Source organism: Stenotrophomonas sp. YJH_SMC_12-1 (assembly GCF_059370935.1).
The window spans coordinates 207,099-228,810 of the sequence record NZ_JCAFUD010000003.1; the positions used below are offsets into that span (position 1 = coordinate 207,099).

Genomic DNA, 21,712 nt, shown 5'->3' on the forward strand with positions numbered 1-21,712 from the left:
CGGCCTCGGTTTTTACTATTCGTTTCAGTTCAACAGCGCGGCAGATATGAAGAGTCCATTGACAAAAAACAAGAACGCACTCCGGCTGATCGGGATGACGTTGCTCTTCATTGCGGCTTTCACGCTGTTCTGCCTGCGGAATCTGGACCCCATCACCTATCCATCATTGTATGCCGAGGATGGCACCTGGTTCGGGGATCTGTTGACCCGCGGTTTCTATGACACTGCGTTCGATACCAGAGTCTTTCCGATCGTTGGTTTCATCATATTTCTGCAGATTGCAAGCTGGGTAATCGACGTATTCCTGGGGGGCAATCTCTACTATCTGCCTCTTGTGTTGTTCGTGTTGTCTAACATGTTCAGTGCGGGCATGGTGCTGGTGGCTGTGCGCGTATTCCGCGGCCACCTTCCGTTCTGGGGAGTTGCCGCCATCGTACTTTCAATCGCGCTTCTGCCTGTAGGTGGAGACGCGAATGAGATCTATGGGCGGATCCTCAACCTGGGATTCATGTTCCCCTATCTGCAGACACTGCTGCTGCTGCCATTGTTCCTGCCCGGCAGTCGCCGTCGTGTAGGTATCGCCATAGGCCTCGTATTCTCCTTGATATCGGGACTCACATTCCCGGTGGGGATCGGTGTGGCAGGCGTAGCCTGCGGGTTGCTGTTGCTGAGATTCATGCATGAACGCCGTCGTGGCGATCTGGTCGCGGCCATGCTGGTGGGGCTTACCGCGCTGCTGCCGTTGCTGATGTTGACCAGTCAGACCTTCAGCGATACAGGCGCTGCCTCCATGCCGGTCAAGGTTGAGGCGTGGGTAGAGTTCGCAATGGCCCGATCGCTCCTGTATCCGATTGTTTTCTGGTTCTATTCTTCGCTGACAGATGCCTCCGTATTGCTCATCGTGGTGGCAGTGGTGGTCGCGGTAGCTGCGCAGTTGTGGCGGACGCGCAGGTCTGCAGAGCTGCCAGCAGTTTCAGCGGGTTATCCCTTGTACCTGTTCTGGGGGGCGACGCTGGTCAACCTGGCCGCCATGCTGGTCATGCGATCCGGCTTGTCGGCGATCTTTGATGGTTACAGCAGTACGTTCCCGGACCGCTACTTCACTGGACTGAATCTGCTGTTCTTCACCAGCCTGGTGCTGACGGCCTGTCGCAGCAGGTGGGGGCAGGCGGTCGCAGCTGCATTGGCAGTTCCGTTGCTGGCGACCTCCGCCGGACGGTTCGAATTGAACAGCCCATCCATGCATTGGCACTCCGTTCCAACGTGGACCAAGAGCATCTGCGAAACCGCGATGCGCGATGGTCCCCGCGCCTTCATTCCATTTGCGCCTGAGGGCTTTTCAACCGAAGTGCCGAAGGAAGAACTGACTGCTGCGCTGCTTGCGCGCTGCGCGGCGACGGAAACCAGGGCCTATGCCGACCTTCCGTTGATTTCGGCGGTTGTGTCGGATGATCTTGACAGGCCTCCTTCGGCGGCGGCCATCCGTTACGAAGGCCAGGTGGTGCGCCGTCCGGCGCAGAGTGGCGGCAAGGACGATGGATGGTTCTATGTGTCCGAAGGCAAGCGGCGTTGGATACTGGATGGCAAGTGGCTGGAAACGCAGGGGCTGACAACGGCTGATGTTGTGCAGATCAGTGCTGCCGAGCTGGCGACCATTGCGGAGAATCCCAGCCCGATCACCGCCGACACTGGACCCATTGCGACCAACGGTGGAGCCACCCGCACTGCTGATCTCTACGATGGGCAGATCGTGCGCCGGGCCCCGCTGGACGGAAGCCGTCAGGATGGATGGTTCTATGTCAAGAACGGCAAGCGTCGCTGGATCGCGGACGGAGCGTGGTTGAAGGAGGCCGGACTGGAAGCCAAGGACGTCCAGGCGATTCCTGCGGAGACGTTGAGCGCGATTCCGGAGGATCCTGAACCGCTTGGTGTGGATAAGCCCCTGGAGAGCAACTGATGAAACTGCCTTGGCCGGCGTGGCAGGAAGCCCGGCTCGCGCTCGGCTTTGTGCTGTTCTCCGGCTTCGGCTGGTGTTTGGACATGTGCCTGTTCTTTGGACTTGTCCATGCACTGGCCTTGCCGCCTGGGCTGGCCAATCTCGTCAGCGCGACGACGGCGGCGATGGCGGTGTTCGTGGTGTCGAGGGTGCTGCTGTTCGATGGAGCGCGCCGCGGTGTGAAGCCGATTCTGGGTTACTTCTTCTACACTGAGGTGAATATTCTGCTGTCGGCGGCGGCGATTGAGGCGATCGCACTCCATCTCTCCTCCGCGTACACGCTGCAGTCAACGACGGCGGCAATTGCCGCCAAGATACTGGTGACGCCTCTCTCGTTGGCGTGCAATTTTTTTGTTACCCGCTGGATCTCAGGGAAAAAGGCAGATGAGCAATAGGACATTGGTGTTTGTGCCGGCTTACAACTGCGAGCGGCAAGTCCTACGCGTACTGGCACAGCTGGAAGATGGCTGGGTGCGCTCTTGCGTGTCACAGGTGATCGTCGTTGACAATGGCAGTACCGACGCAACACGGCACGTTGTCGCAGAGCATGCGCGTAAGCGCGGCGATGCCTATATTTCCCTGGTGACCAACGATGCCAACTACGGTCTTGGCGGTTCGCACAAGGTTGCTTTCCAGTATGCACTTGAGCACGGCTTCGACTGGGTGGTCGTATTGCATGGGGACGATCAAGGCACCATCGCAGACTTCCGGAGTGTGCTTGAGCGCCCCGATGCACTCGACGTTGACGCGGTCCTCGGAAGCCGTTTCATGGCCGGGTCGCATTCGCCGGGCTATTCACGGTTCCGGATTTTTGGCAACTTCGTCTTCAACGCGATCTATTCCCTGTGCCTGCGCCGACGTATCCACGATCTGGGAGCCGGCCTCAACATGTATCGGGTGAATCGCCTGCGGATCAATGAGGTCTTGCGCTACCCGGATAACCTCACATTCAACTGCGTGATGCTCTGCGCGCAGGTCATTCGCGGGGATCGGATAAGGTTCATGCCTATTTCTTGGCGCGAAGACGACCAGGTCTCCAATGTCAAACTGGTTCGTCAATCTTTCCAGACGCTGGGCATCGCATTGAGAGCGATGATTGCCCGCTCGTCCTTCCCGTCTGCCGAGCATCGGCAGCGGGTGATCTCCCGTTACTCATGGAAGGTGGTGGCCAATGACTGATGCGTGCATGATCATGCCGATGGCCGGCCGTGGTTCACGGTTCGCCCAGCAGGGTGAGCCCTTGCCCAAGCCAATGATCCAGTTGGGCGGCAAGCCGTTCTTCTACTGGGCGACCCGCAGCGTGCTACGCGAGCTTCCGCATGCGCGTTTGGTGTTCGTGGTGCTGCAGGAGCATATCGATGGCTTCGGCATCGACGCGCAGGTCAAGAGATACTTTCCTGACGCACAGGTGCTGGCCATCCCTGAGGTTACCTCCGGGGCCTTGGAAACTGTGCTGAAGGTCGGGGCCCTGGCGGGTGAGGGGCCGGTGCTGGTCAACGACTGCGACCACGCGTTCTCCTACTCGCGCCTGAAGCAGGCGATCACTGCGCTGGAGCGGGGGGCTGATGGCTTCCTTTCCCATTTTCGTTCGACAACTCCGCACTTCTCCTTCGCAGCTTACGATGCGGAGGGGCGACTGCAGCGTACTGCGGAGAAGGTCGCAATCAGTGACCGTGCCATCGCCGGCCTGTATGGTTTCCGCAGCATGCACCTGATCGAAACGGCGGCACGCTCGTATGAGCGCACCTGTCCCTATCCGGAGCTGTTCGTCAGCGGTCTGTACAATGACATCGTGGCATCCGGAGGCGAAGTGCGCGGCTTCGATCTGGACTCTCATATTCCGTTTGGTACGCCGGAAGAGTATCGCGAGGCGCTTCTCCGGAGCGAAGAGCTGCAGCGGCTGGAAGGGCCGCTGGAATGAAACCGGGCTTTTTTGTCGCAGCTGTGTTGCTGTTGCTTTTCTCGCATATTGTCCGAACCATTCGCTGGCGGGTCATCCTTTCCCGGTCCGGGGTGGAAGTGTCCAATACGCGCCCGCTCGCGGCACTCAGCGTTGGCTACCTCATCAATGCATTGCTGCCCCTGCGGCTGGGCGAGCTTGTCAGAACTGGACTGCTGTCCTATACCGTGCGAACGCGGTTTTCCACGGTCCTGGCGACAGTCTTCGTTGAGCGCCTGATCGATCTGGCCATACTCGTTCTGCTTCTCGTGGTGCTGCCCGGCTGGCCGGCTGCCCCGCAGCTGGTGCTGGGTTCGCTGGTCACATTGTTCGCGCTGGGCGCGTTTTTCGTGTTGCTGTTGTGTTCCGCTGCATCACGTCGCGCCCTGTTGATGTTGGCGTCGCTGTTCAACGACAGCCTGAAGAGCGCGATCCTGCATTTCTGCTATCTGGTGACACAGTTGCTGCTGCAGCCGTCACTGCTTGCGCGTGGGCGCTTCTGGGCGTTGACCGTCGCGATGTGGGGAGCGGCGCTTGCGTCGCTGGCGTTGTTCTCCATGGGTGCAGATCAAGACGTTGCCACCACCTTCCTTGCGGTCTACGGAGATACCACTCAAGGCCAGCCGGCATCCCTTGCTGTGTTGAAGAGCCCGTGGTTGCTGGCTTACCTGATTCTGCCGGTGCCGATCATCCTGGTGTACGCCTACCTGTCGGGATTCAATGCGTTGGCAGGTCTGCGTGGTGGCCTGCGCGCGATCAGCAGGCTTGAGGCCTACGGCGGAGGTCAGTTGAGGTCGAGATCGCAGACGTTCAGTTCGCTTGGCCAATACAATGCGTTTCTGGATAGGCACTATCGTGGACGCGGCGGCTTGCTTTCCGAGTTCGAGCAGCGCGGAATCGATGACGTTCTCGTGCACCGGATCTTCCACGGTGGATCTGGTGCCGTCACTGCGCTGGTGGAAGTTGCCGGGACGCTGCGTGTCCGCAAGTTCGCGACGGGTGCGCTTGGAGCCAAGCTGCGCATCCAGCGTGAATGGTTGCAGAATTATCGCGGCGATCTTCCGCTGGTGGACATTATCGAAACCCGTGCCGATGGCGAAGACTATTTCTATGACATGGCGTTCATAGGAGGAAGCCGCGACCTGTATGAGGGTATTCACTCCGAGCCGGTCAACATGTCCATGGCCTTGCTGGACGACGTCATCGAGCGGATGTCCAGCTTCCATGCCATCAGCGCCTGCGAACCTGCGTCGGATGCGGTAGTGGCCGATTACATTGCCACCAAGGTGGTGGCGAACTATCGCACCATTCGCGCGGAGTTCCAGGACATACTCGATATGGGCTGGATTGAGCTCAACGGCGAGCCTTTCGACCTGGCCCAGCTGGAAATGATGGAGGACCCCGAAGCGTTCATCGGTCGACTGACGGACCGTCGGCAGTCCAGCATTCATGGCGACCTTACTATCGAGAACATCATGCTCGAGGGCACCGTACTGGAGCCTGGGCGCTGGTTCCTGATCGATCCCAATCCAGTCAATGGCTTCCAGTCTCCGTTGATCGACTTTGCCAAGCTGATGCAGTCCCTGCATCTGGGCTACGAGGCGTTGCACAAAGCACCCCGCGCCAGCCTCGTTGGCAACAGGCTGACAGTTGGGTTGCATCGTTCTTTCCAGTACGAGAGTGTCTATCGCCATGTGGTGGACGGGCTTACCCAGCGCCTCGGAGCCGATGGAATGCAGCAGGTATACCTGCATGAGCTGGTCAACTATCTGCGCTTGATTCCTTATCAGTTGCGCGCGAACCGTGAGGCCGGCCTCGCTTTCTTCGGGGGCCTTTGCCTGTTGGTGCGCGAGTTCCAGATCGCCTATCCGGCGCGCCCGTCATGATCAGGGCCGTCCTCGTCGATCTCGATGGGACCTTGGTCGACACGCACGCCGTCAATCTGGCGGCCTACCGCCTCGCGCTCGACGAAGAGGGGCTGCCCTACGATCACGCCACACTGGAGCGGACCGTGGGTCGCCTGGCGTGGCGGCTCATGCTGCAGTCGGTGCTTCCAGGACATCCTTGCGTGCATGAACGCGTGGCTGAACGCAAACGCCGTCTGTATGCAGGCATGGCGTCGCAGGTTCGTGTCAATGAAGCGCTGGTCGAAACGCTGCGGCTGCTACGACCGCGCGTGAGTATCGCACTGGTGACCGCGGCATCGCCGGGTTCAGTCGGTCCGCTGCTGCAGGCGAAGGGTCTTGACGACCTGTTCTCGGTGGTGGTGACCAGCGCTGACGTTGAGAAGCAGAAGCCGGATCCAGAGCCTTTCCAGCGCGCTGCGCAATTGCTCGGAGTAAGCGCCGACGAGTGCGTGGTGTTCGAGGACTCTGACGTGGGCCTTGCAGCCGCACGTGCGTTTGGCGCCCAGGTGTGGAAGGTCGAATGGGCCACTCGCCCCTGATTGGGAGCGAGTGGCCAAGCGGTTCGCCTACAGTGCCTTTTCCAGCTCCGGCAGGATCGCAAACAGATCCCCCACCAGGCCGATATCCGCAATCTCGAAGATCGGTGCATCGCCGTCCTTGTTGATCGCCACGATCGTGCCGGCATCCTTGATGCCGGTCAGGTGCTGGATGGCACCGCTGATGCCGACGGCCACATACAGTTCCGGCGCGATGATCTTGCCGGTCTGGCCGACCTGCAGGTCACTGGGCACGTAGCCGGCATCGACCGCGGCGCGCGAGGCACCGACAGCGGCACCGAGCTTGTCGGCCAGCTGGAAGATCACCTTGAAGTTCTCTTCCGAACCGACGCCGCGGCCACCGGAGACCACGCGCTTGGCGCTCTGCAGGTCCGGGCGGTCGCTGGCACCGGCGGCCAGGCCGATGAAGCGGGTATGGGTCGGCAGCGCGGCATCGACGCTGGCCGCTTCAATGGCGGCACTGCCACCCTGGGCGGCTTCCAGCCACGACGCGGCGCGCACGGTGGCGACCACGATCTGGTCTGCCGGGGCTTCCACGGTGATGATCGCGTTGCCGGCGTAGATCGGGCGCTTGAAGGTGTGGCTGCCTTCGACGGTCATCAGGTCGGAGACCTGGTTGACGCCGAGCAGGGCGGCCACGCACGGCATCAGGTCCTTGCCGAAGGTGGTCGACGGGCCGAACACATGGGTATAGCCCTTGGCCAGCTGCGCGATCTGCGGGGCCAGTACCTGGGCGATGGCCTGGGCGTTGGCGGCGTTGGCCACGGTCAGGACCTTGGCAACGCCGGCGATCTTCGCGGCTTCAGCGGCGACGGCGGCCGGATCGGCGGCCAGCACCACCACATCGATGCTGGCACCGCTGATGGCAGCGGCGGCGCTGACGGTCTTGGCGGTGGCGGCGTTGAGCTTGCCGTCGTGGTGTTCGGCGATGACGAGAATCTTGCTCATTACAGCAGCCCCTTCTGCTTGAGTGCGGCCACCAGTTCGGCCGCGTCCTTGACCATCACACCCTTGCTGCGCTTGGACGGCGCGGCGTACTGGGTGGTCTTGAAGGTGTCGGCGGCTTCAACGCCCAGATCGGCCAGCTGCAGGGTCTCCAGCGGCTTGGCCTTGGCCTTCATGATGTCCGGCAGCTTGATGAAGCGCGGTTCGTTCAGGCGCAGGTCGGTGGTGACCACCGCCGGGAGGTCCACTTCCAGCGTTTCCAGGCCGGCGTCGACCTCGCGGGTCACCGTGGCCTTGCCGTCGGCGACCTCGAGCTTGCTGGCGAAGGTCGCCTGCGGGCGGCCCCAGAGCGTGGCCAGCATCTGGCCGGTCTGGTTGGCGTCATCGTCGATGGCCTGCTTGCCGAGGATCACCAGGTCCGGCTGTTCTTTCTCGATCAGCTTGAGCAGGGTGCGTGCGGCGGTGAGTGGCTGGATGGCCTGGTCGGTGACCACATGGACCGCGCGGTTGGCGCCCATGGCCAGGCCGTTGCGCAGGTGCGCCTGGGCATCGGCCGGAGCGATGGTGGCGACCACCACTTCGCTGGCGATGCCCTTGTCGCGCAGGCGCAGGGCTTCTTCCAGCGCGATTTCATCGAAGGGGTTGGGCGACAGCTTGACGCCGTCGGTGACCACGCCGGAACCGTCCGGCTTGACCTGAATGCGGACGTTGTAGTCCACCACGCGCTTGTACGCGACGAGGATTTTCATCTGGTACGGGGTCCTTGTAGCGCCGGCCGCTGGCCGGCTCACATTTGCTGGAGATCATCCGGTCCTGCGACAGCAACCGGTTCGGGGGTGGGACCCTGATTCTAGCTGGCTTGGGGGGACCATGCGAATGCGTATGGAAAGTATTGCAATGCAGCACGAAAAGCCGTGATAGCGCGTCCCGCTGACACGTTCACGTCATGCAAGCAGTCGTGAAGGTCCCCTCGATGTATTCTGTGCCGCTATATCGGGCACCGTGGGTGCCTGTGGACGTCAACATTGAACAGGAGATCACGTAGTGCCCACATGGCTTGTCACCGGCGGCGCCGGATTCATTGGCGGTAACTTCGTTCTCGAGGCCGTCGCCCGCGGTATCAAGGTCATCAACCTCGATGTGCTCACCTACGCCGGCAACCTGAAGACGCTGTCCAGCCTGGACGGCAACCCGCACCACGTGTTTGTGCAGGGTGACATCGGTGACAGCGCGCTGGTATCCCGCCTGCTGGCCGAGCACCAACCGGATGCGGTGCTGAATTTCGCCGCTGAAAGCCACGTCGACCGTTCCATCGACGGCCCTGGCGCCTTCATCCAGACCAACGTGGTGGGCACCCTGGGCCTGCTGGAAGCCGTGCGCGACTACTGGAAGGCGCTGCCGGCCGGGCAGGGCGCGGCGTTCCGCTTCCTGCACGTGTCCACCGACGAGGTGTACGGCACCCTGGGTGAGACCGGCAAGTTCAGCGAAACCACCCCGTATGCCCCCAATTCGCCGTACTCGGCGTCCAAGGCGGCCTCGGACCACCTGGTGCGTGCGTTCCATCACACCTACGGGCTGCCGGTGCTGACCACCAACTGCTCGAACAATTACGGCCCGTACCACTTCCCCGAGAAGCTCATTCCGCTGGTGATCGCCAAGGCGCTGGCCGGCGAGCCGCTGCCGGTGTACGGCGATGGCAAGCAGGTGCGTGACTGGCTGTTCGTGTCAGACCACTGCGAGGCGATCCGCACCGTGCTGGCCAAGGGCCAGGTCGGCGAGACCTACAACGTGGGTGGCAATTCGGAAAAGCAGAACATCGAAGTGGTACAGGCAATCTGCGCGCTGCTGGACCAGCGTCGCCCGCGTGAGGATGGGCAGCCGCGCAGCAGCCAGATCACCTATGTGACCGATCGCCCCGGCCACGACCGCCGTTACGCGATCGACGCCTCCAAGCTGAAGAACGACCTGGGTTGGGAACCGGCCTATACCTTCGAGCAGGGCATCACCTTCACCGTCGATTGGTACCTGGACAACCAGGCATGGGTCAACGGCGTGCTGGATGGCAGCTACCGTCTGCAGCGCATCGGCACCACAGTCTGAACAAGGGACACGACATGACCCAACGCAAGGGCATCATCCTCGCCGGTGGTTCCGGCACCCGCTTGTATCCGATCACCAAGGGCGTCAGCAAGCAGCTGCTGCCGGTGTATGACAAGCCGATGATCTACTACCCGCTCAGCGTGCTGATGCTGGCGGGGATCCGTGAAGTGCTGATCATCAACACTCCACATGAACAGGCTCTGTTCCAGCAGCTGCTGGGAGACGGTTCGCAGTGGGGCATGGACATCCAGTACGCCGTGCAGCCCAGCCCCGATGGGCTGGCCCAGGCGTATCTGATCGGCAAGGACTTCGTCGCCGGCAAGCCGAGCTGCCTGGTGCTGGGCGACAACATCTTCCACGGTCATGGCCTTCGCGAAGTGCTCAAGCGGGCCGATCAACGCAAGGAGGGCGCCACCGTGTTCGGATACTGGGTGAACGACCCGGAGCGCTATGGCGTGGCCGAGTTCGACAAGAGTGGCAAGGTAGTCGACCTGGTGGAGAAGCCGGAGATCCCGCGTTCGAACTATGCGGTGACCGGCCTGTACTTCTATGACGGTGACGCCAGCGCGCATGCTGCCGAGCTGAAGCCCTCGCCGCGTGGTGAGCTGGAGATAACCGATCTGAACCGTCGGTACCTGGCCGAGAACACCCTGCATCTGGAGCCGCTGGGCCGTGGCTACGCCTGGCTGGATACGGGTACGCATCAGTCATTGCTGGAAGCGTCCAATTTCATCGAGACCATCCAGACCCGGCAGGGCCTGCAGGTGTCCTGCCCGGAGGAAATCGCCTTCGGCAACGGTTGGATCAATGCTGAGCAGCTGGAGGCGCTGGCCGCCCCGCTGATCAAGAATGGCTATGGCCAATACCTGCACAAACTCGCCCTGCGTGGAGTCGTTCCGTGAAAGTGATTGAAACCAAGTTGCCGGGCTGCGTGGTGATCGAACCGGCCGTGTTCGGCGACGCCCGTGGTTACTTCTTCGAAACCTGGAACGCCGAACGCTTCGCCGCGCTGGGCCTGCCGGACCGTTTCGTGCAGAGCAACGTGTCCACGTCCGCGCAAGGCGTACTGCGTGGCCTGCATTACCAGTGGCCGCGCCCGCAGGGCAAGCTGGTCAGCGTGCTGGAAGGCGAGGTCTACGACGTGGCCGTGGATATCCGTCGTGGCTCGCCGACCTTCGGCCAGTGGGAAGCAGTGGTGCTGAGCGCGGAGAACAAGAAGCAGTTCTGGATTCCGGAAGGCTTCGCGCACGGCTTTGCGGTGCTGTCCGAGCGGGCGGTGTTCAGCTACCTGTGTACCGAGGTCTACCTGAAGGACTTCGACGCCGGCGTGCGCTGGAACGATGCCGATATCGCCGTGGACTGGCCGATCAGTGCGCCGACGCTGTCGGCCAAGGATGAGAACGCGCCGTTCCTGAAGGACATCGCCGAAGACCGCCTGCCGGTCTACGTGCCATGACCGTGCTGGTGTTCGGTGGCAACGGCCAGGTCGGCCAGGAGCTGCTGCGCGTGCTGGCGCCGCTGGGCAAGGTGGTTGCGACCACGCGCAGCGGCAATTTGCCGGATGGCAGCGCCTGCGAAACCGCCGATTTCGGCCAGCCTGACAGCCTGCCGACCCTGCTGAATCGTCTGCAGCCTTCGATCGTGGTCAACGCCGCGGCCTACACTGCGGTCGACCGTGCCGAACAGGAGGTCGATGCGGCCTTTGCGGCCAATGCGCAGGCTCCGGGGGTGATCGCACGATGGTGTGCGGCGCATGGCGTGCCGTTCGTGCATTACTCCACCGACTATGTGTTCGATGGCCAGGGTGCCGCGCCGTACCGCGAAGATGAGCCGACTGCGCCGCTGGGTGTATATGGCACCAGCAAGCGAGATGGTGAGGATGCCGTACGTGCGGCCGGTGGTCGCCACCTGATCTTCCGCACGGCCTGGGTCTATGCCTCGCACGGCGCGAATTTCCTGCGCACCATGCTGCGCGTGGGTGCCGAGCGTGATGCGTTGCGGGTGGTGGCCGACCAGATCGGCACGCCGACCCCGGCCGCGCTGATCGCCGATGTTACCGTGCAGGCGCTGCAGCATTCGGATCAGCTGTCTGGTACCTGGCACCTTACCGCCAATGGCCAGACCAGCTGGCATGGGTTCGCCGAGGCGATCTTCGCCGAAGCGTTGGCCACTGGCGTGCTGGCCAAGGTGCCGACCGTCGAGGCGATTCCCAGTTCCGAGTATCCGACCCCGGCCAAGCGCCCAGCCTGGTCGGTGCTGGACAACCGCAAGCTGCAGCAGGATTTCGGCATCGTGCTGCCGACCTGGCAGGACGGCCTGAAGCGGGTGATGGCGGAGATCGCCTGACCCGGTAGGCGACGTGCCGACCAACGGTCGGCACCCACCAGCGGGCGCTGCGTCAGTTGCGCCCGTACGTATCCTCGAACCGCACGATGTCATCCTCGCCCAGGTAGCTGCCCGACTGCACTTCGATCAGTTCCAGCGGCAGCTTGCCCGGATTGCGCAGGCGATGGGTCACGCCCAGCGGGATGTAGGTGCTCTGGTTCTCGCTGAGCAGGATCACCTCGTTGCCGCGGGTTACTTCCGCGGTGCCGCTGACCACGATCCAGTGCTCGGCGCGGTGGTGATGCATCTGCAGGCTGAGCGTGCCGCCGGGCTTGACCGTGATCCGCTTGACCTGGAAACGCTCGCCGTTGTCGATCGAGTCGTAGGCACCCCAGGGGCGGTACACCTTGCGGTGCCACGTCGCCTCGCTGCGGCCTTGAGCCTTCAGCTTCGCCACCACGGTCTTGACCTCCTGCATGCGGTCGGCCTTGCCGACCAGCACCGCATCGTCGGTCTCGACCACGATCACATCATCCAGCCCGACCAGTGCGACCAGGCGCTGCGCATAGGCGTAGGTGTTGCGGCAATCGATGGCGATCACATCACCCTGGTGGGCATTGCCGTCGCCGTCCTGCTGCGAGACATCGCGCAGTGCGGTCCACGAGCCGACATCGTTCCAGCCAGCATCCAGCGGGATCACCACCGCGTCGGCGGTCTTTTCCATCACCGCGTAGTCGATCGAGTCCGAGGGCACGGCGGTGAAGGCGTCCTTGTCCAGGCGGGTGAAGTCCGCATCGCGGCGAGCCTGCTGCCAGGCCCCGCGGCTGCCGGCCAGCATCGTCGGCTGGAAGCGTTCCAGTTCCTGCAGGTAGCGCGAGGCCTTGAACAGGAACATGCCGCTGTTCCAGTAGTACTGGCCACTGCTGACGTAGCCGGTGGCGGTCTCCAGGTCGGGCTTCTCGACGAAACGCTCGACTGCGCGCACGCCCTGTCCATCAGCGACTTTGATATAGCCATAACCGGTTTCCGGGCCGGTTGGTACGATGCCGAAGGTCACCAGCTTGCCGGCGTCGGCGGCGCTGGCTGCGGCCTGCACTGCACTGCGGAAGGCCGCTTCGTCGGTGATCACATGGTCGGAGGGCAGCACCAGCAGCAGCGCGTCGGCACCGTCACGGGTGGCCTCCAGCGCGGCCACGGCAATCGCCGGTGCAGTGTTGCGGCCCACTGGTTCCAGGATGATCGCGGCAGGCTCGGCCCCGACCTGCTGCAGCTGCTCGGCAGCGACGAAACGGTGCTCTTCGTTGGCGATCACCAGCGGCCCGCGCGCGGCGATCGGCGCGACACGCTTCCAGGTGGCCTGCAGCATCGTCAGTTCACCCGCCAAGGGCAGGAACTGCTTCGGGTACGCCTCGCGCGAAAGCGGCCACAGGCGGGTACCGGATCCACCGGACAGGATGACGGGCTGGATGCTGCTCATGCGGGCCTCGGTTACTGCTGGATCAGACGGGAAATTTCGTCGGTACGCGCCTGCATCAACGCAGCGTCACCGCGCGCTTCGACGTTCAAGCGCAGCAGCGGTTCGGTGTTGGAGCTGCGCAGGTTGAAGCGCCAGTCGCCGAAGTCGGCACCGATGCCATCGGTGTGGTCCAGCCTGGGCGATTGCGCCGCGAAGTGCTCCATCACGCGCGCCACTGCGGCCTTGGCATCGTCCACCTTGAAGTTGATCTCGCCGCTGCACGGATAGGCGGCCATGCGGTCTTCAACCCAGTCGGCCAGCGAACGGCCGCTCTCGGAAACCAGCTGGGCGATCAGCAGCCACGGAATCATGCCCGAGTCGGCATAGGCGAACTCGCGGAAATAGTGGTGTGCGCTCATCTCGCCGCCGTACACCGCGTCTTCGGCACGCATCTTTTCCTTGATGAAGGCATGGCCGCTCTTGCACTGCACCGCGACACCGCCGGCCTGCTCGACCATGTCCACCGTGTTCCAGACCAGGCGCGGGTCATGCACGATCTTGCCACCCGGGTTGCGCGCCAGGATCGCCTTGGCCAGCAGGCCGACCAGGTAATAGCCCTCGATGAAGCGGCCGCTATGGTCGAAGAAGAAGCAACGGTCGAAGTCACCGTCCCAGGCGATGCCGAAGTCGGCACCGTGTTCGCGCACCGCGTCGGCGGTGGCGGCGCGGTTCTCCGGCAGCAGCGGGTTGGGAATGCCGTTGGGGAAGCTGCCGTCCGGCTCGTGGCAGATGCGGATGAACTCGAACGGCAGGTGCGGTGCCAGCAGGTCGACGATGGCGCCGGCGCCGCCATTGCCCGCATTGACCACCAGCTTCAGCGGCTTCAGTTTGCTGGCATCGACGTAGCTCAGCAGATGCTGGATGTAGGCGTGCTTGTCATGCTGGGCGGTCTGCCCGGCACGCGGCGGCTGGGCCTCGTAGGTGTCGGCGGCGACCGCGTCGGAAATCGCGAACAGGCCGGTATCCGAACTGATCGGCCGCGCGTTCTCCTTCACCAGCTTCATGCCGTTGTAGTCCATCGGGTTGTGGCTGGCGGTCACCATCACGCCGCCGGCCGCGCCGAGGTGATCGGTCTGGAAGTAGACCTCTTCGGTGCCGCACAGGCCGATGTCGATCACCTCACGGCCGGTCCCACGCAGGCCTGCGGCCAGCGCATCCTGCAGTGCCGGACTGGTAAGGCGCACATCATGGCCGAGGACCACCGGGCCTGGAGCGAGCTGTGCGGCCAGGGCGACGCCGATGCGGCGGGCCAGGTCCTCGTTCAGTTCTTCCGGCACACGGCCGCGGATATCGTAGGCCTTGAAAGCGGGCAGGGGCATCGATCAGATCCTTTGTGAGCTCAGCCCTCGATTGTAGTCCCAGTCCCGTATGGGAATCGTTTCCATCGGGAAACGCTACCTGACTGGGTGTTCCGGTCAGTGCTGCGGCGGCCGCCGGCCCGGCCTGCGGGTGCGTCTGGCCGACAGGCCCGGCAGTGGCGCCAGCAGTGCCTGCACGTCTTCTTCGCTGAAGCGCGGCCCGGCGCTGCCACCGCCTTCGAGAATCGATTCGGCCAGCAGGGCCTTGCGCTTCTGCAGCTCGGCAATCCGCTCTTCGATGCTGCCTGCAGCGATCAACCGGTAGACGAACACCGGCTGCTGCTGGCCGATCCGGTGAGCGCGGTCACTGGCCTGGTTCTCGGCGGCGGGATTCCACCAGGGATCGAAATGGATGACGGTGTCGGCCGCGGTCAGGTTCAACCCCACGCCACCTGCCTTGAGGCTGATCAGGAACACCGGGATTTCACCCTGCATGAAACGCTGCACCGGCGTGGCCCGGTCCTGGGTATCACCGGTCAGGGTCACATAGGCCAGTCCCAGATCGTCCAGCGCCTGCGCGATCAGCGACAGCATGCCGGTGAACTGCGAGAACACCAGGATGCGACGACCTTCCTCGACCATCGGCGGCAGCATCTCGCGCAACAGATCCAGTTTGGCCGAGCCTGCAGCCCGTGCCGGTGCGTTGCCCGGCAGCAGGCGCGGATCGCAGCAGACCTGGCGCAGTTTCAGCAATGCATCCAGCACCACGATATGGCTGCGCGCCAGCCCGCTGCCGCTGATGGCCTCGCGCACCTGCTTTTCCATTGCCGCACGCACGGTTTCATAGAGATCACGCTGGCCGCCCTCCATTTCGACCGTACGGGTAATGAGGGTCTTGGGCGGAAGCTCTGACGCGACCTGGTCCTTGCGTCGGCGCAGGATGAACGGGCGCAACCGCTGCGCCAGCAGCTGGGCACGGCGATGGTCGCTGCCGCGTTCGATGGGATGGCGCCAATGCTGGTTGAACTGCTTCTCGGTGCCGAGCAGGCCAGGCAGCAGGAAATCGAACTGCGTCCACAGTTCGCCCAGGTGGTTTTCCAGCGGCGTGCCGGTCAGACACAGGCGATGGCGGGCCTGCAACGTGCGCAGGGTGACGGCAGCGCGTGATTTCGGATTCTTCACCTGCTGGGCTTCATCCAGAATCAGCAGATGGTAGGCATAGGCCTGCAGCGCCTGCTCGTCGCGCCACAGCAGGGGGTACGTGGTCAGTACAAGATCGTGTTCGGGGATGGCCTCGAACAGCGCTTCACGTGCCGGTCCATGCAGGGTCAGCACACGCAGGGCAGGGGTGAAGCGTGCCGCTTCGCTCTGCCAGTTGTGCAGCAGGGAGGTCGGCACCACCAGCAGCGCCGGCTGGTCCAGGCGGCCACTTTCCTTCTCGACCAGCAGATGCGCCAGGGTCTGCAGAGTCTTGCCCAGCCCCATGTCATCGGCCAGTACGCCGCCCAAGCCCTGCTGGCGCAGGTACTGCAGCCACGACAGGCCCTCGAGCTGATAGGGGCGAAGCGTTGCCTCCAGCCCTGCCGGCGGCGGTACTTCGCTCAATGCGGGTGCCTGCATCAGCCGCTGCACGAGCGCCTGGGTATCCTTGCGGCCACGGAACTGCAGGCGCGCAGTGTCCTGCAGCGCCTGCAGGCGGCCACGGTCAAGCGCAGACAGGCGCAGCGGCGCGCCACGCTGGGCAAACAGGTCCGCCAACAGGGCCATGATCGGCTTGAGTCGTGCGGCCCGCAGTGCCAGGCGCGTGTTGTCGCCCGTCGTCAACAGGATGTTCTCGTCGTCGCCGATGTCATCCAGCTGGCCACGCATCCAGCGAGGGTCGGCCTGCAGCACCTGCTGCAGCAGCGGAACCATCGACACATCGCGGCCTTCCACCTGGACGTCCAGGCCCAGGTTGAACCAGCCCGCGTCTTCCGGGTCCGCCTGGATGTCCAGGTCGATCTCCTCCACCCGGGTGATGCGATGGCGGAAATCCTCGTCCGCCTCCACCTTCCAGCCCAAGGCTTCCAGGCGCGGCACGTCGTCCAGGAGGAACCGTGTCCAGTCATGGGTACGCAGCTGGAACTGCGGGCCGGCGCCTTCCAGTGGCGCCCGCGGAGACGTGTCGCGATGCAAGCCCACCGTGCGCAGCTCGGCCTCGCGCCGAGATTCCTCACCCAGGTCGCGGGGCAGCAGTGCGAGCTGGCCCTCCGGATCGTGGGCGAACAGGCTCGGATCATCCAGGAACCGCACGTGCTCGTCGTAATCGAAGGCCACGGTTGCGATATCGGCCCATTGCGAAGGGTCGCGGGGGCCGAGCCACGGCGGCCGGAATTTGATCGTATGCAGGCGCAGCACGGGGGTCATGGCGCTGATCTGCAGCGTAGGCAGTGTGTCGCCTGCACCGGGGCGCGGCAGCGCGGGGTCGATCTGTTGCAGCAGTTGCGCCACGATCGGTTCCTCATCGGGGAGCAGGTGGGGAAGGGCGAGAAACGCGTCCGCGTCCTCCGGCTTGACGTCCAGCAAGAGAAGGCCGACTTCACCGGAGACCGGATCCAGGTAACCGGCACTAGATCCCAGTACGAGGCCGTCCGCATCGCCTTCCACGCTCAGTGCCGGCGCCAGCAGCAACCTGCCGTGAGTCGTCTCTGCGCTCCACCCCAACGTACCGCGACGTGGTGCGCCGGGCCTGGCCGGCACGCGATCATGCATGCCACATGACACCCAGCCATGCCCGCTGGACACGATCGACTGCAGGATCGTGCCGACGTCGAACCACTCCGGCGGTTTTACCGACTGATGCAGGGCCCACAGCTGCGCCACCGCGGCCAGGTCGGCCTGCGTCAGGTAGGCGGGCGGTTCCAGCAACAGCTGAGGGGTGATGTCCTGCCACTTGTCGAACTCGATCGTATCGTCGAGGGCGTATTTGACGCGGCGGAGCAGGATTGAAGGCCGGTGATTGAACGTGGACAGCTCGAAGATGATGCCGCTTCTACGTGACCGGGGAGGCTGGGTTCTGACGGACTGCCAGCGTGACAGCTGTTCCAGCAGTTCGCGGCGTGGCGACTGGACCGGTTCGTGCTCCGACGCTGGATCGTCATCGCCCAGGTCTGCTGCGTCCAGCATGTGGGCGACCAGCACGGCTGCCACGTGCTTGCAGTGACGGCCGACAGGGCACGAGCATTCACTTTGCAGGCGGCTGCGAGGATGGCGCAGGCTGGCTTCCAGATCGATTTCCACCCGGTAGGGATATCTGGCTGAGCCTTTCACTTCGGCGATGAGCATTCCACTGGTCAGATGCATGTTGCGGACACCGGACAGGCAACGTTCGCTCTTTTCCAGTGTCCACGCGTCCATCCAGCGGAGCAGGTCTTCTTCGGTGTAGGTCTGGGCCATCAACGAGGGTGGGCCGGGCATGGGGCCGGCCATGGCAGGGGAACCGGGCATTCTACGGAACCCCGTGCGATGCCCGTGCAATGCTGCGGCGCATCCAGGCCCTTCGCCGCCCTCCAGCTAGAATGCGGTCATCCTCAACGTGCAGGGTAGTACAGCAATGCAGCAATCGACTTCCACCGGCAAGCGCAGCAAGCGCTTCGCCAGTGCGGCGGAGGCCCTGCAAGGGGTGGTCGCCGATGGCCAGACGCTGGCCGTGGGCGGCTTCGGCCTGTGTGGCATTCCCGAGGCCCTGATCGCCGCGCTGCGCGACAGTGGTGCCAAGGGCCTGACCGTGATCTCCAACAATGCCGGCGTTGATGGTTTCGGCCTCGGCCAACTGCTGGAAACCCGGCAGATCAAGAAGATGATTTCGTCCTACGTGGGCGAGAACAAGGAGTTCGAGCGGCAGTTCCTGGCCGGCGAGCTCGAGCTGGAATTCAACCCGCAGGGCACCCTGGCCGAGCGCCTGCGTGCCGGCGGTGCGGGCATTCCGGCGTTCTTCACTGCCACCGGCTACGGCACCGTGGTGGCCGAGGGCAAGGAAACCCGCGAGTTCGACGGCAAGCACTACGTGATGGAAACCGCGCTGCGGGCCGACGTGGCGCTGGTCAAGGCGTGGAAGGCCGACGAGGCCGGCAACCTGGTGTTCCGCAAGACCGCTCGGAATTTCAACCCGGCCTGTGCGATGGCCGGCAAGATCTGCATCGTGGAGGTAGAGGAGGTGGTACCGGTCGGCGCCATCGATCCGGACCAGGTGCACCTGCCGGGCATCTACGTGCACCGCATCGTGCACAACGCACATCCTGAGAAACGCATCGAACAGCGCACCATCCGCGCGGAGGGCAACTGACATGGCGTGGACCCGTGACGAGATGGCGGCACGCGCCGCCCGCGAACTGACCGACGGTGCGTACGTGAACCTGGGCATCGGCCTACCGACCCTGGTCGCCAATCACATTCCCGAGGGCGTGGACGTGTGGCTGCAGTCGGAGAACGGCCTGCTAGGTATCGGCCCGTTCCCGACCGACGCGGAAGTGGACGCCGACCTGATCAATGCCGGCAAGCAGACCGTCACCGCGCGTGCCGGTGCCAGCTACTTCGGCAGCCACGACAGCTTCGCGATGATCCGCGGTGGCCACGTCAACCTGGCCATCCTCGGTGCCATGCAGGTCACCGACAAGGGCGACCTGGCCAACTGGATGGTGCCCGGCAAGATGGTCAAGGGCATGGGCGGCGCGATGGACCTGGTGGCCGGCGTGCAGCGCGTGGTGGTGCTGATGGAGCACACCGCCAAGAACGGCGAGCACAAGATCCTGGCCGAATGCACGCTGCCGCTGACCGGCGTCGGCGTGGTCGACCGCATCATCACCGACCTGGCCGTGTTCGACGTCACCGATGCTGGTCTGGTGCTGGTGGAAGCGGCGCCGGGTGTGGGCGACGATGAGCTGAAGGAGAAGACCGGCGTGGCGTTTGCGCGCAGCTGAGGCCGGAGCCTCAGCGCTTTCGGGCGTAAGCATATTCCGAGGAGGAAGCGCGCGGGGGAGCGCCTTCCACCTCGGAGGTGTCGGCCACGGTGAACCCGGCAGCGGACACTACGGCTCCGGTCGCACGCTCGATGGCATGCGCCAGCGTGCCATCGATCTGCCCCGCTTCAGTGTCGAACATGCTCGGCAGCAGATGGGCATCGAGCAGCGGGCGCAGCGCCGGCAGGCGTACCCAGAACATGCTGCCGGACGCGAACTGCCCGTCACCGGGCGCGCTGTCCAGGCCCAGCAATGCCCACAGCCGCTCCATGCGCTGCGCATTGCCGCCGATGTAGTCGGCTACCTTCAGCAGGTGGCCCGCCGGAGCCATCAGGCCGATGCTGGGATTTGCCAGCAGATGGGCCAGGTTCGCCGCAGCCTGCGCAGTGCCCAGCAGCGCATCGACCATCTCGCGCCGCCACTGGTCACCATTGTCGCGGTGGGTGGAGCGCTTGGTGTGCAGCTTCAGCACCAGCGATTCGTTCTGCTGCAGCAATCGGTCGGCGGCGTGCAGGAACGGCAGGATGTCACGGCCGTGGTTGTCGTAGACCCAGATTTCAGCGGTCAGGCCCTGCGCATCGACGATCGACTGCACCTGTGGCTGACGCTCGCCTGTGGTGGTGATGACCAGGCGTGCCTGTAGCCCGCTGTCCTTAACCGCCTGCAACAGCTCCGGCAGTGCATCCAGGTACCACGCGTGGATGACGATGCAGGGACGCGACGGAGCGGCCTGCGAGGGGAACAGCGCGCGCCGGGTGGCTTGCAGCCAGGCATGGCCGAGACGGGCATCGGGTTCAAGGACAGCGCTTTCGGCCCATTCGTTCCAGGCATTGATGAATACCAGGCGCCGAGCAGGCGCCACATCACGCAGGCGCTGGTGCACCGTGTCGTGCAACCAGTCGCTGTAGCCACGCGGCGACGCGTGAAGCAGCACGCGGCCGCGTCCCGGGCGGCGCGCTTCGTTGTCCCAGCCAGGGTTGACACCTGGATACAACGGATAGTCCGCCAGTGGTGCACGGCGCATCTGTGTCGCCAGCTCGCGCCAGTCGCGCACGTCGCCTTCGTAATCGGGATTGAGCAGGAACTGCGTGGTGTTCAGCTGGCGCGGGGCGGCAATATTCGGTGGGAACTCCACTGCGGCATCGAAGCCGATGTCGCGGGGGGCCGGGCGTTCGAAACTCTGCACGTAGGCCAGATGGATCTCGCCGATGCCGTTGTCACGGCACCAGCCACGCCAGCGTGCCGCCGTAGCCTTGGGATCGGGCAGCAACTGCGGCCGGTACAGCAACAGCACCGGTCGTCCCTCGATCTTCAACGCACGCCGGTCGCGCAGGTAATCGGCAACGTGGGCGATGAACGCCAGATCATCCTCGGCACTGTGCTGTTGGCCGATCAGTACGTCCTGGTTGCGCCCATCCCAGCGCCGGGTCCAGTTCTCGTTGGCCCAACACAGGCAGAACGGCAGTTCAATCGTGCTGTCGGCCAGCCATTGGCGCAGGGGCTGCTCCATCAGCGTGTGGCCACTGAACCAGTAGAAATAGAAGCAGAAGGCGCCGATGCCATGGTCCGCGGCCAGTTTCGCCTGCGCGCGCAGCGTCTCGCCAACACGAAGGTCGTAAAAGCCCAGGTCGCCGGGCAGGCGCGGCTGCACATGTCCCTCGAACTGCGGCAGGGCACGGCTGACGTTACGCCATTCGGTGAAGCCCTTGCCCCACCAGGCATCGTTCTCTTCGAACGGATGGAACTGGGGCAGATAGAAGGCCACCAGCGTAGCTGGCAGCGTGGCAGGCAATGGCGCGTCATCTTCGGCGGCGTAGCCGATCGCCCGTTCATCGGCGCGCTGCAGTGGACGGGTACCGTCGGCAGCGGCGCCGATGCGACCACGCGGCGGAGGGGGACTCCAGCTGCCAATGCGATCCAGGCCCCGGTTGCGCAGCCGATCACGCAGCGACGCAGGCATCGGCAGGGCACGGAACAGTGCGCGCAGGACCGAGAAGGTGAGCTGGCGGATGCCGGGCGCCGCGTGGCTCATGGATGGAACCTGGGAAAAGAGGGGCGGCGCATGATTCGGGACCAACAGTGGGACTGCAGCCATTTTCCGGTAATCGTCGCTGCAACGGCAAATCCATCAA

18 protein-coding genes are annotated in these 21,712 nt (G+C 63.9%); 12 read left to right on the forward strand and 6 right to left on the reverse strand.

The window, feature by feature from the left end:
• Positions 1 to 94 precede the first annotated feature (94 nt).
• Genes AC5P8Y_RS07130 through AC5P8Y_RS07155 form a run of 6 tightly spaced genes read left to right on the forward strand, consistent with a single transcriptional unit; the run spans position 95 to position 6,381 of the window.
• Positions 95 to 1,957 (forward strand): hypothetical protein, encoded by a 1,863-nt coding sequence (locus AC5P8Y_RS07130; RefSeq protein ID WP_049402807.1) that lies wholly within the window; start codon positions 95 to 97, stop codon positions 1,955 to 1,957.
• A complete protein-coding gene (locus AC5P8Y_RS07135) occupies positions 1,957 to 2,391 on the forward strand; it encodes a GtrA family protein (RefSeq protein WP_495201879.1) in 435 nt (144 codons plus the stop codon). Before AC5P8Y_RS07130 ends, AC5P8Y_RS07135 begins: the two co-directional genes overlap by 1 nt.
• Complete coding sequence (locus AC5P8Y_RS07140) at positions 2,381 to 3,175, forward strand: glycosyltransferase family 2 protein (protein ID WP_033835588.1); 795 nt, start codon at positions 2,381 to 2,383, stop codon at positions 3,173 to 3,175. The genes AC5P8Y_RS07135 and AC5P8Y_RS07140 overlap by 11 nt, the downstream gene beginning before the upstream one ends.
• Positions 3,176 to 3,182: 7 nt before the next feature.
• A complete protein-coding gene (locus tag AC5P8Y_RS07145; protein WP_049402806.1) occupies positions 3,183 to 3,917 on the forward strand; it encodes a glycosyltransferase family protein in 735 nt (244 codons plus the stop codon).
• A complete protein-coding gene (locus AC5P8Y_RS07150; protein WP_111188254.1) occupies positions 3,914 to 5,821 on the forward strand; it encodes a lysylphosphatidylglycerol synthase transmembrane domain-containing protein in 1,908 nt (635 codons plus the stop codon). The genes AC5P8Y_RS07145 and AC5P8Y_RS07150 overlap by 4 nt, the downstream gene beginning before the upstream one ends.
• On the forward strand, positions 5,818 to 6,381 hold the full coding sequence (locus AC5P8Y_RS07155; RefSeq protein ID WP_049397552.1) for an HAD family hydrolase: 564 nt from the start codon (positions 5,818 to 5,820) through the stop codon (positions 6,379 to 6,381). The genes AC5P8Y_RS07150 and AC5P8Y_RS07155 overlap by 4 nt, the downstream gene beginning before the upstream one ends.
• A 27-nt stretch (positions 6,382 to 6,408) precedes the next feature.
• On the opposite strand, the gene AC5P8Y_RS07160 is transcribed toward AC5P8Y_RS07155, so the two are convergent.
• Positions 6,409 to 7,347 carry an electron transfer flavoprotein subunit alpha/FixB family protein gene (locus AC5P8Y_RS07160; RefSeq protein WP_164133435.1) on the reverse strand — a complete coding sequence of 313 codons (939 nt, stop codon included), beginning with the start codon at positions 7,345 to 7,347 and terminating at the stop codon, positions 6,409 to 6,411.
• Positions 7,347 to 8,093: an electron transfer flavoprotein subunit beta/FixA family protein gene (locus AC5P8Y_RS07165; RefSeq protein ID WP_033835593.1), complete on the reverse strand. Its 747-nt coding sequence runs from the start codon at positions 8,091 to 8,093 to the stop codon at positions 7,347 to 7,349. Before AC5P8Y_RS07165 ends, AC5P8Y_RS07160 begins: the two co-directional genes overlap by 1 nt.
• 295 nt (positions 8,094 to 8,388) lie before the next feature.
• Between AC5P8Y_RS07165 and rfbB the strand changes: the two genes are divergently transcribed.
• Genes rfbB through rfbD form a run of 4 tightly spaced genes read left to right on the forward strand, consistent with a single transcriptional unit; the run spans position 8,389 to position 11,790 of the window.
• Positions 8,389 to 9,444 carry a dTDP-glucose 4,6-dehydratase gene (gene rfbB, locus AC5P8Y_RS07170; RefSeq protein WP_033835594.1) on the forward strand — a complete coding sequence of 352 codons (1,056 nt, stop codon included), beginning with the start codon at positions 8,389 to 8,391 and terminating at the stop codon, positions 9,442 to 9,444.
• A gap of 14 nt (positions 9,445 to 9,458) precedes the next feature.
• Positions 9,459 to 10,346 (forward strand): glucose-1-phosphate thymidylyltransferase RfbA, encoded by an 888-nt coding sequence (gene rfbA, locus AC5P8Y_RS07175; protein WP_164133436.1) that lies wholly within the window; start codon positions 9,459 to 9,461, stop codon positions 10,344 to 10,346.
• Positions 10,343 to 10,900 (forward strand): dTDP-4-dehydrorhamnose 3,5-epimerase, encoded by a 558-nt coding sequence (gene rfbC / locus AC5P8Y_RS07180; protein WP_033835936.1) that lies wholly within the window; start codon positions 10,343 to 10,345, stop codon positions 10,898 to 10,900. The genes rfbA and rfbC overlap by 4 nt, the downstream gene beginning before the upstream one ends.
• Positions 10,897 to 11,790 (forward strand): dTDP-4-dehydrorhamnose reductase, encoded by an 894-nt coding sequence (gene rfbD, locus AC5P8Y_RS07185; RefSeq protein ID WP_049402804.1) that lies wholly within the window; start codon positions 10,897 to 10,899, stop codon positions 11,788 to 11,790. Before rfbC ends, rfbD begins: the two co-directional genes overlap by 4 nt.
• A gap of 52 nt (positions 11,791 to 11,842) precedes the next feature.
• On the opposite strand, the gene AC5P8Y_RS07190 is transcribed toward rfbD, so the two are convergent.
• The 3 genes from AC5P8Y_RS07190 to AC5P8Y_RS07200 form a co-directional block, all read right to left on the reverse strand.
• The gene (locus AC5P8Y_RS07190) at positions 11,843 to 13,246 is read right to left on the reverse strand and encodes a mannose-1-phosphate guanylyltransferase/mannose-6-phosphate isomerase (RefSeq protein ID WP_164133437.1); all 1,404 of its coding nucleotides are present in this window, start codon (positions 13,244 to 13,246) and stop codon (positions 11,843 to 11,845) included.
• 11 nt (positions 13,247 to 13,257) lie between these two features.
• Positions 13,258 to 14,604: a phosphohexomutase domain-containing protein gene (locus tag AC5P8Y_RS07195; RefSeq protein WP_164133438.1), complete on the reverse strand. Its 1,347-nt coding sequence runs from the start codon at positions 14,602 to 14,604 to the stop codon at positions 13,258 to 13,260.
• Positions 14,605 to 14,700: 96 nt separating this feature from the next.
• Positions 14,701 to 18,018 carry a DEAD/DEAH box helicase gene (locus AC5P8Y_RS07200; protein ID WP_049402801.1) on the reverse strand — a complete coding sequence of 1,106 codons (3,318 nt, stop codon included), beginning with the start codon at positions 18,016 to 18,018 and terminating at the stop codon, positions 14,701 to 14,703.
• A 157-nt stretch (positions 18,019 to 18,175) separates the two neighbouring features.
• Between AC5P8Y_RS07200 and AC5P8Y_RS07205 the strand changes: the two genes are divergently transcribed.
• Together AC5P8Y_RS07205 and AC5P8Y_RS07210 are read left to right on the forward strand one after the other, a co-directional pair.
• Complete coding sequence (locus AC5P8Y_RS07205; RefSeq protein ID WP_024957335.1) at positions 18,176 to 18,907, forward strand: CoA transferase subunit A; 732 nt, start codon at positions 18,176 to 18,178, stop codon at positions 18,905 to 18,907.
• Position 18,908: 1 nt separating this feature from the next.
• A complete protein-coding gene (locus AC5P8Y_RS07210; protein ID WP_049402799.1) occupies positions 18,909 to 19,541 on the forward strand; it encodes a CoA transferase subunit B in 633 nt (210 codons plus the stop codon).
• A gap of 10 nt (positions 19,542 to 19,551) precedes the next feature.
• Here the strand turns inward: AC5P8Y_RS07210 and AC5P8Y_RS07215 are convergent, their stop codons facing one another.
• The gene (locus tag AC5P8Y_RS07215) at positions 19,552 to 21,612 is read right to left on the reverse strand and encodes a glycoside hydrolase family 99-like domain-containing protein (protein ID WP_164133439.1); all 2,061 of its coding nucleotides are present in this window, start codon (positions 21,610 to 21,612) and stop codon (positions 19,552 to 19,554) included.
• Positions 21,613 to 21,712 lie beyond the last annotated feature (100 nt).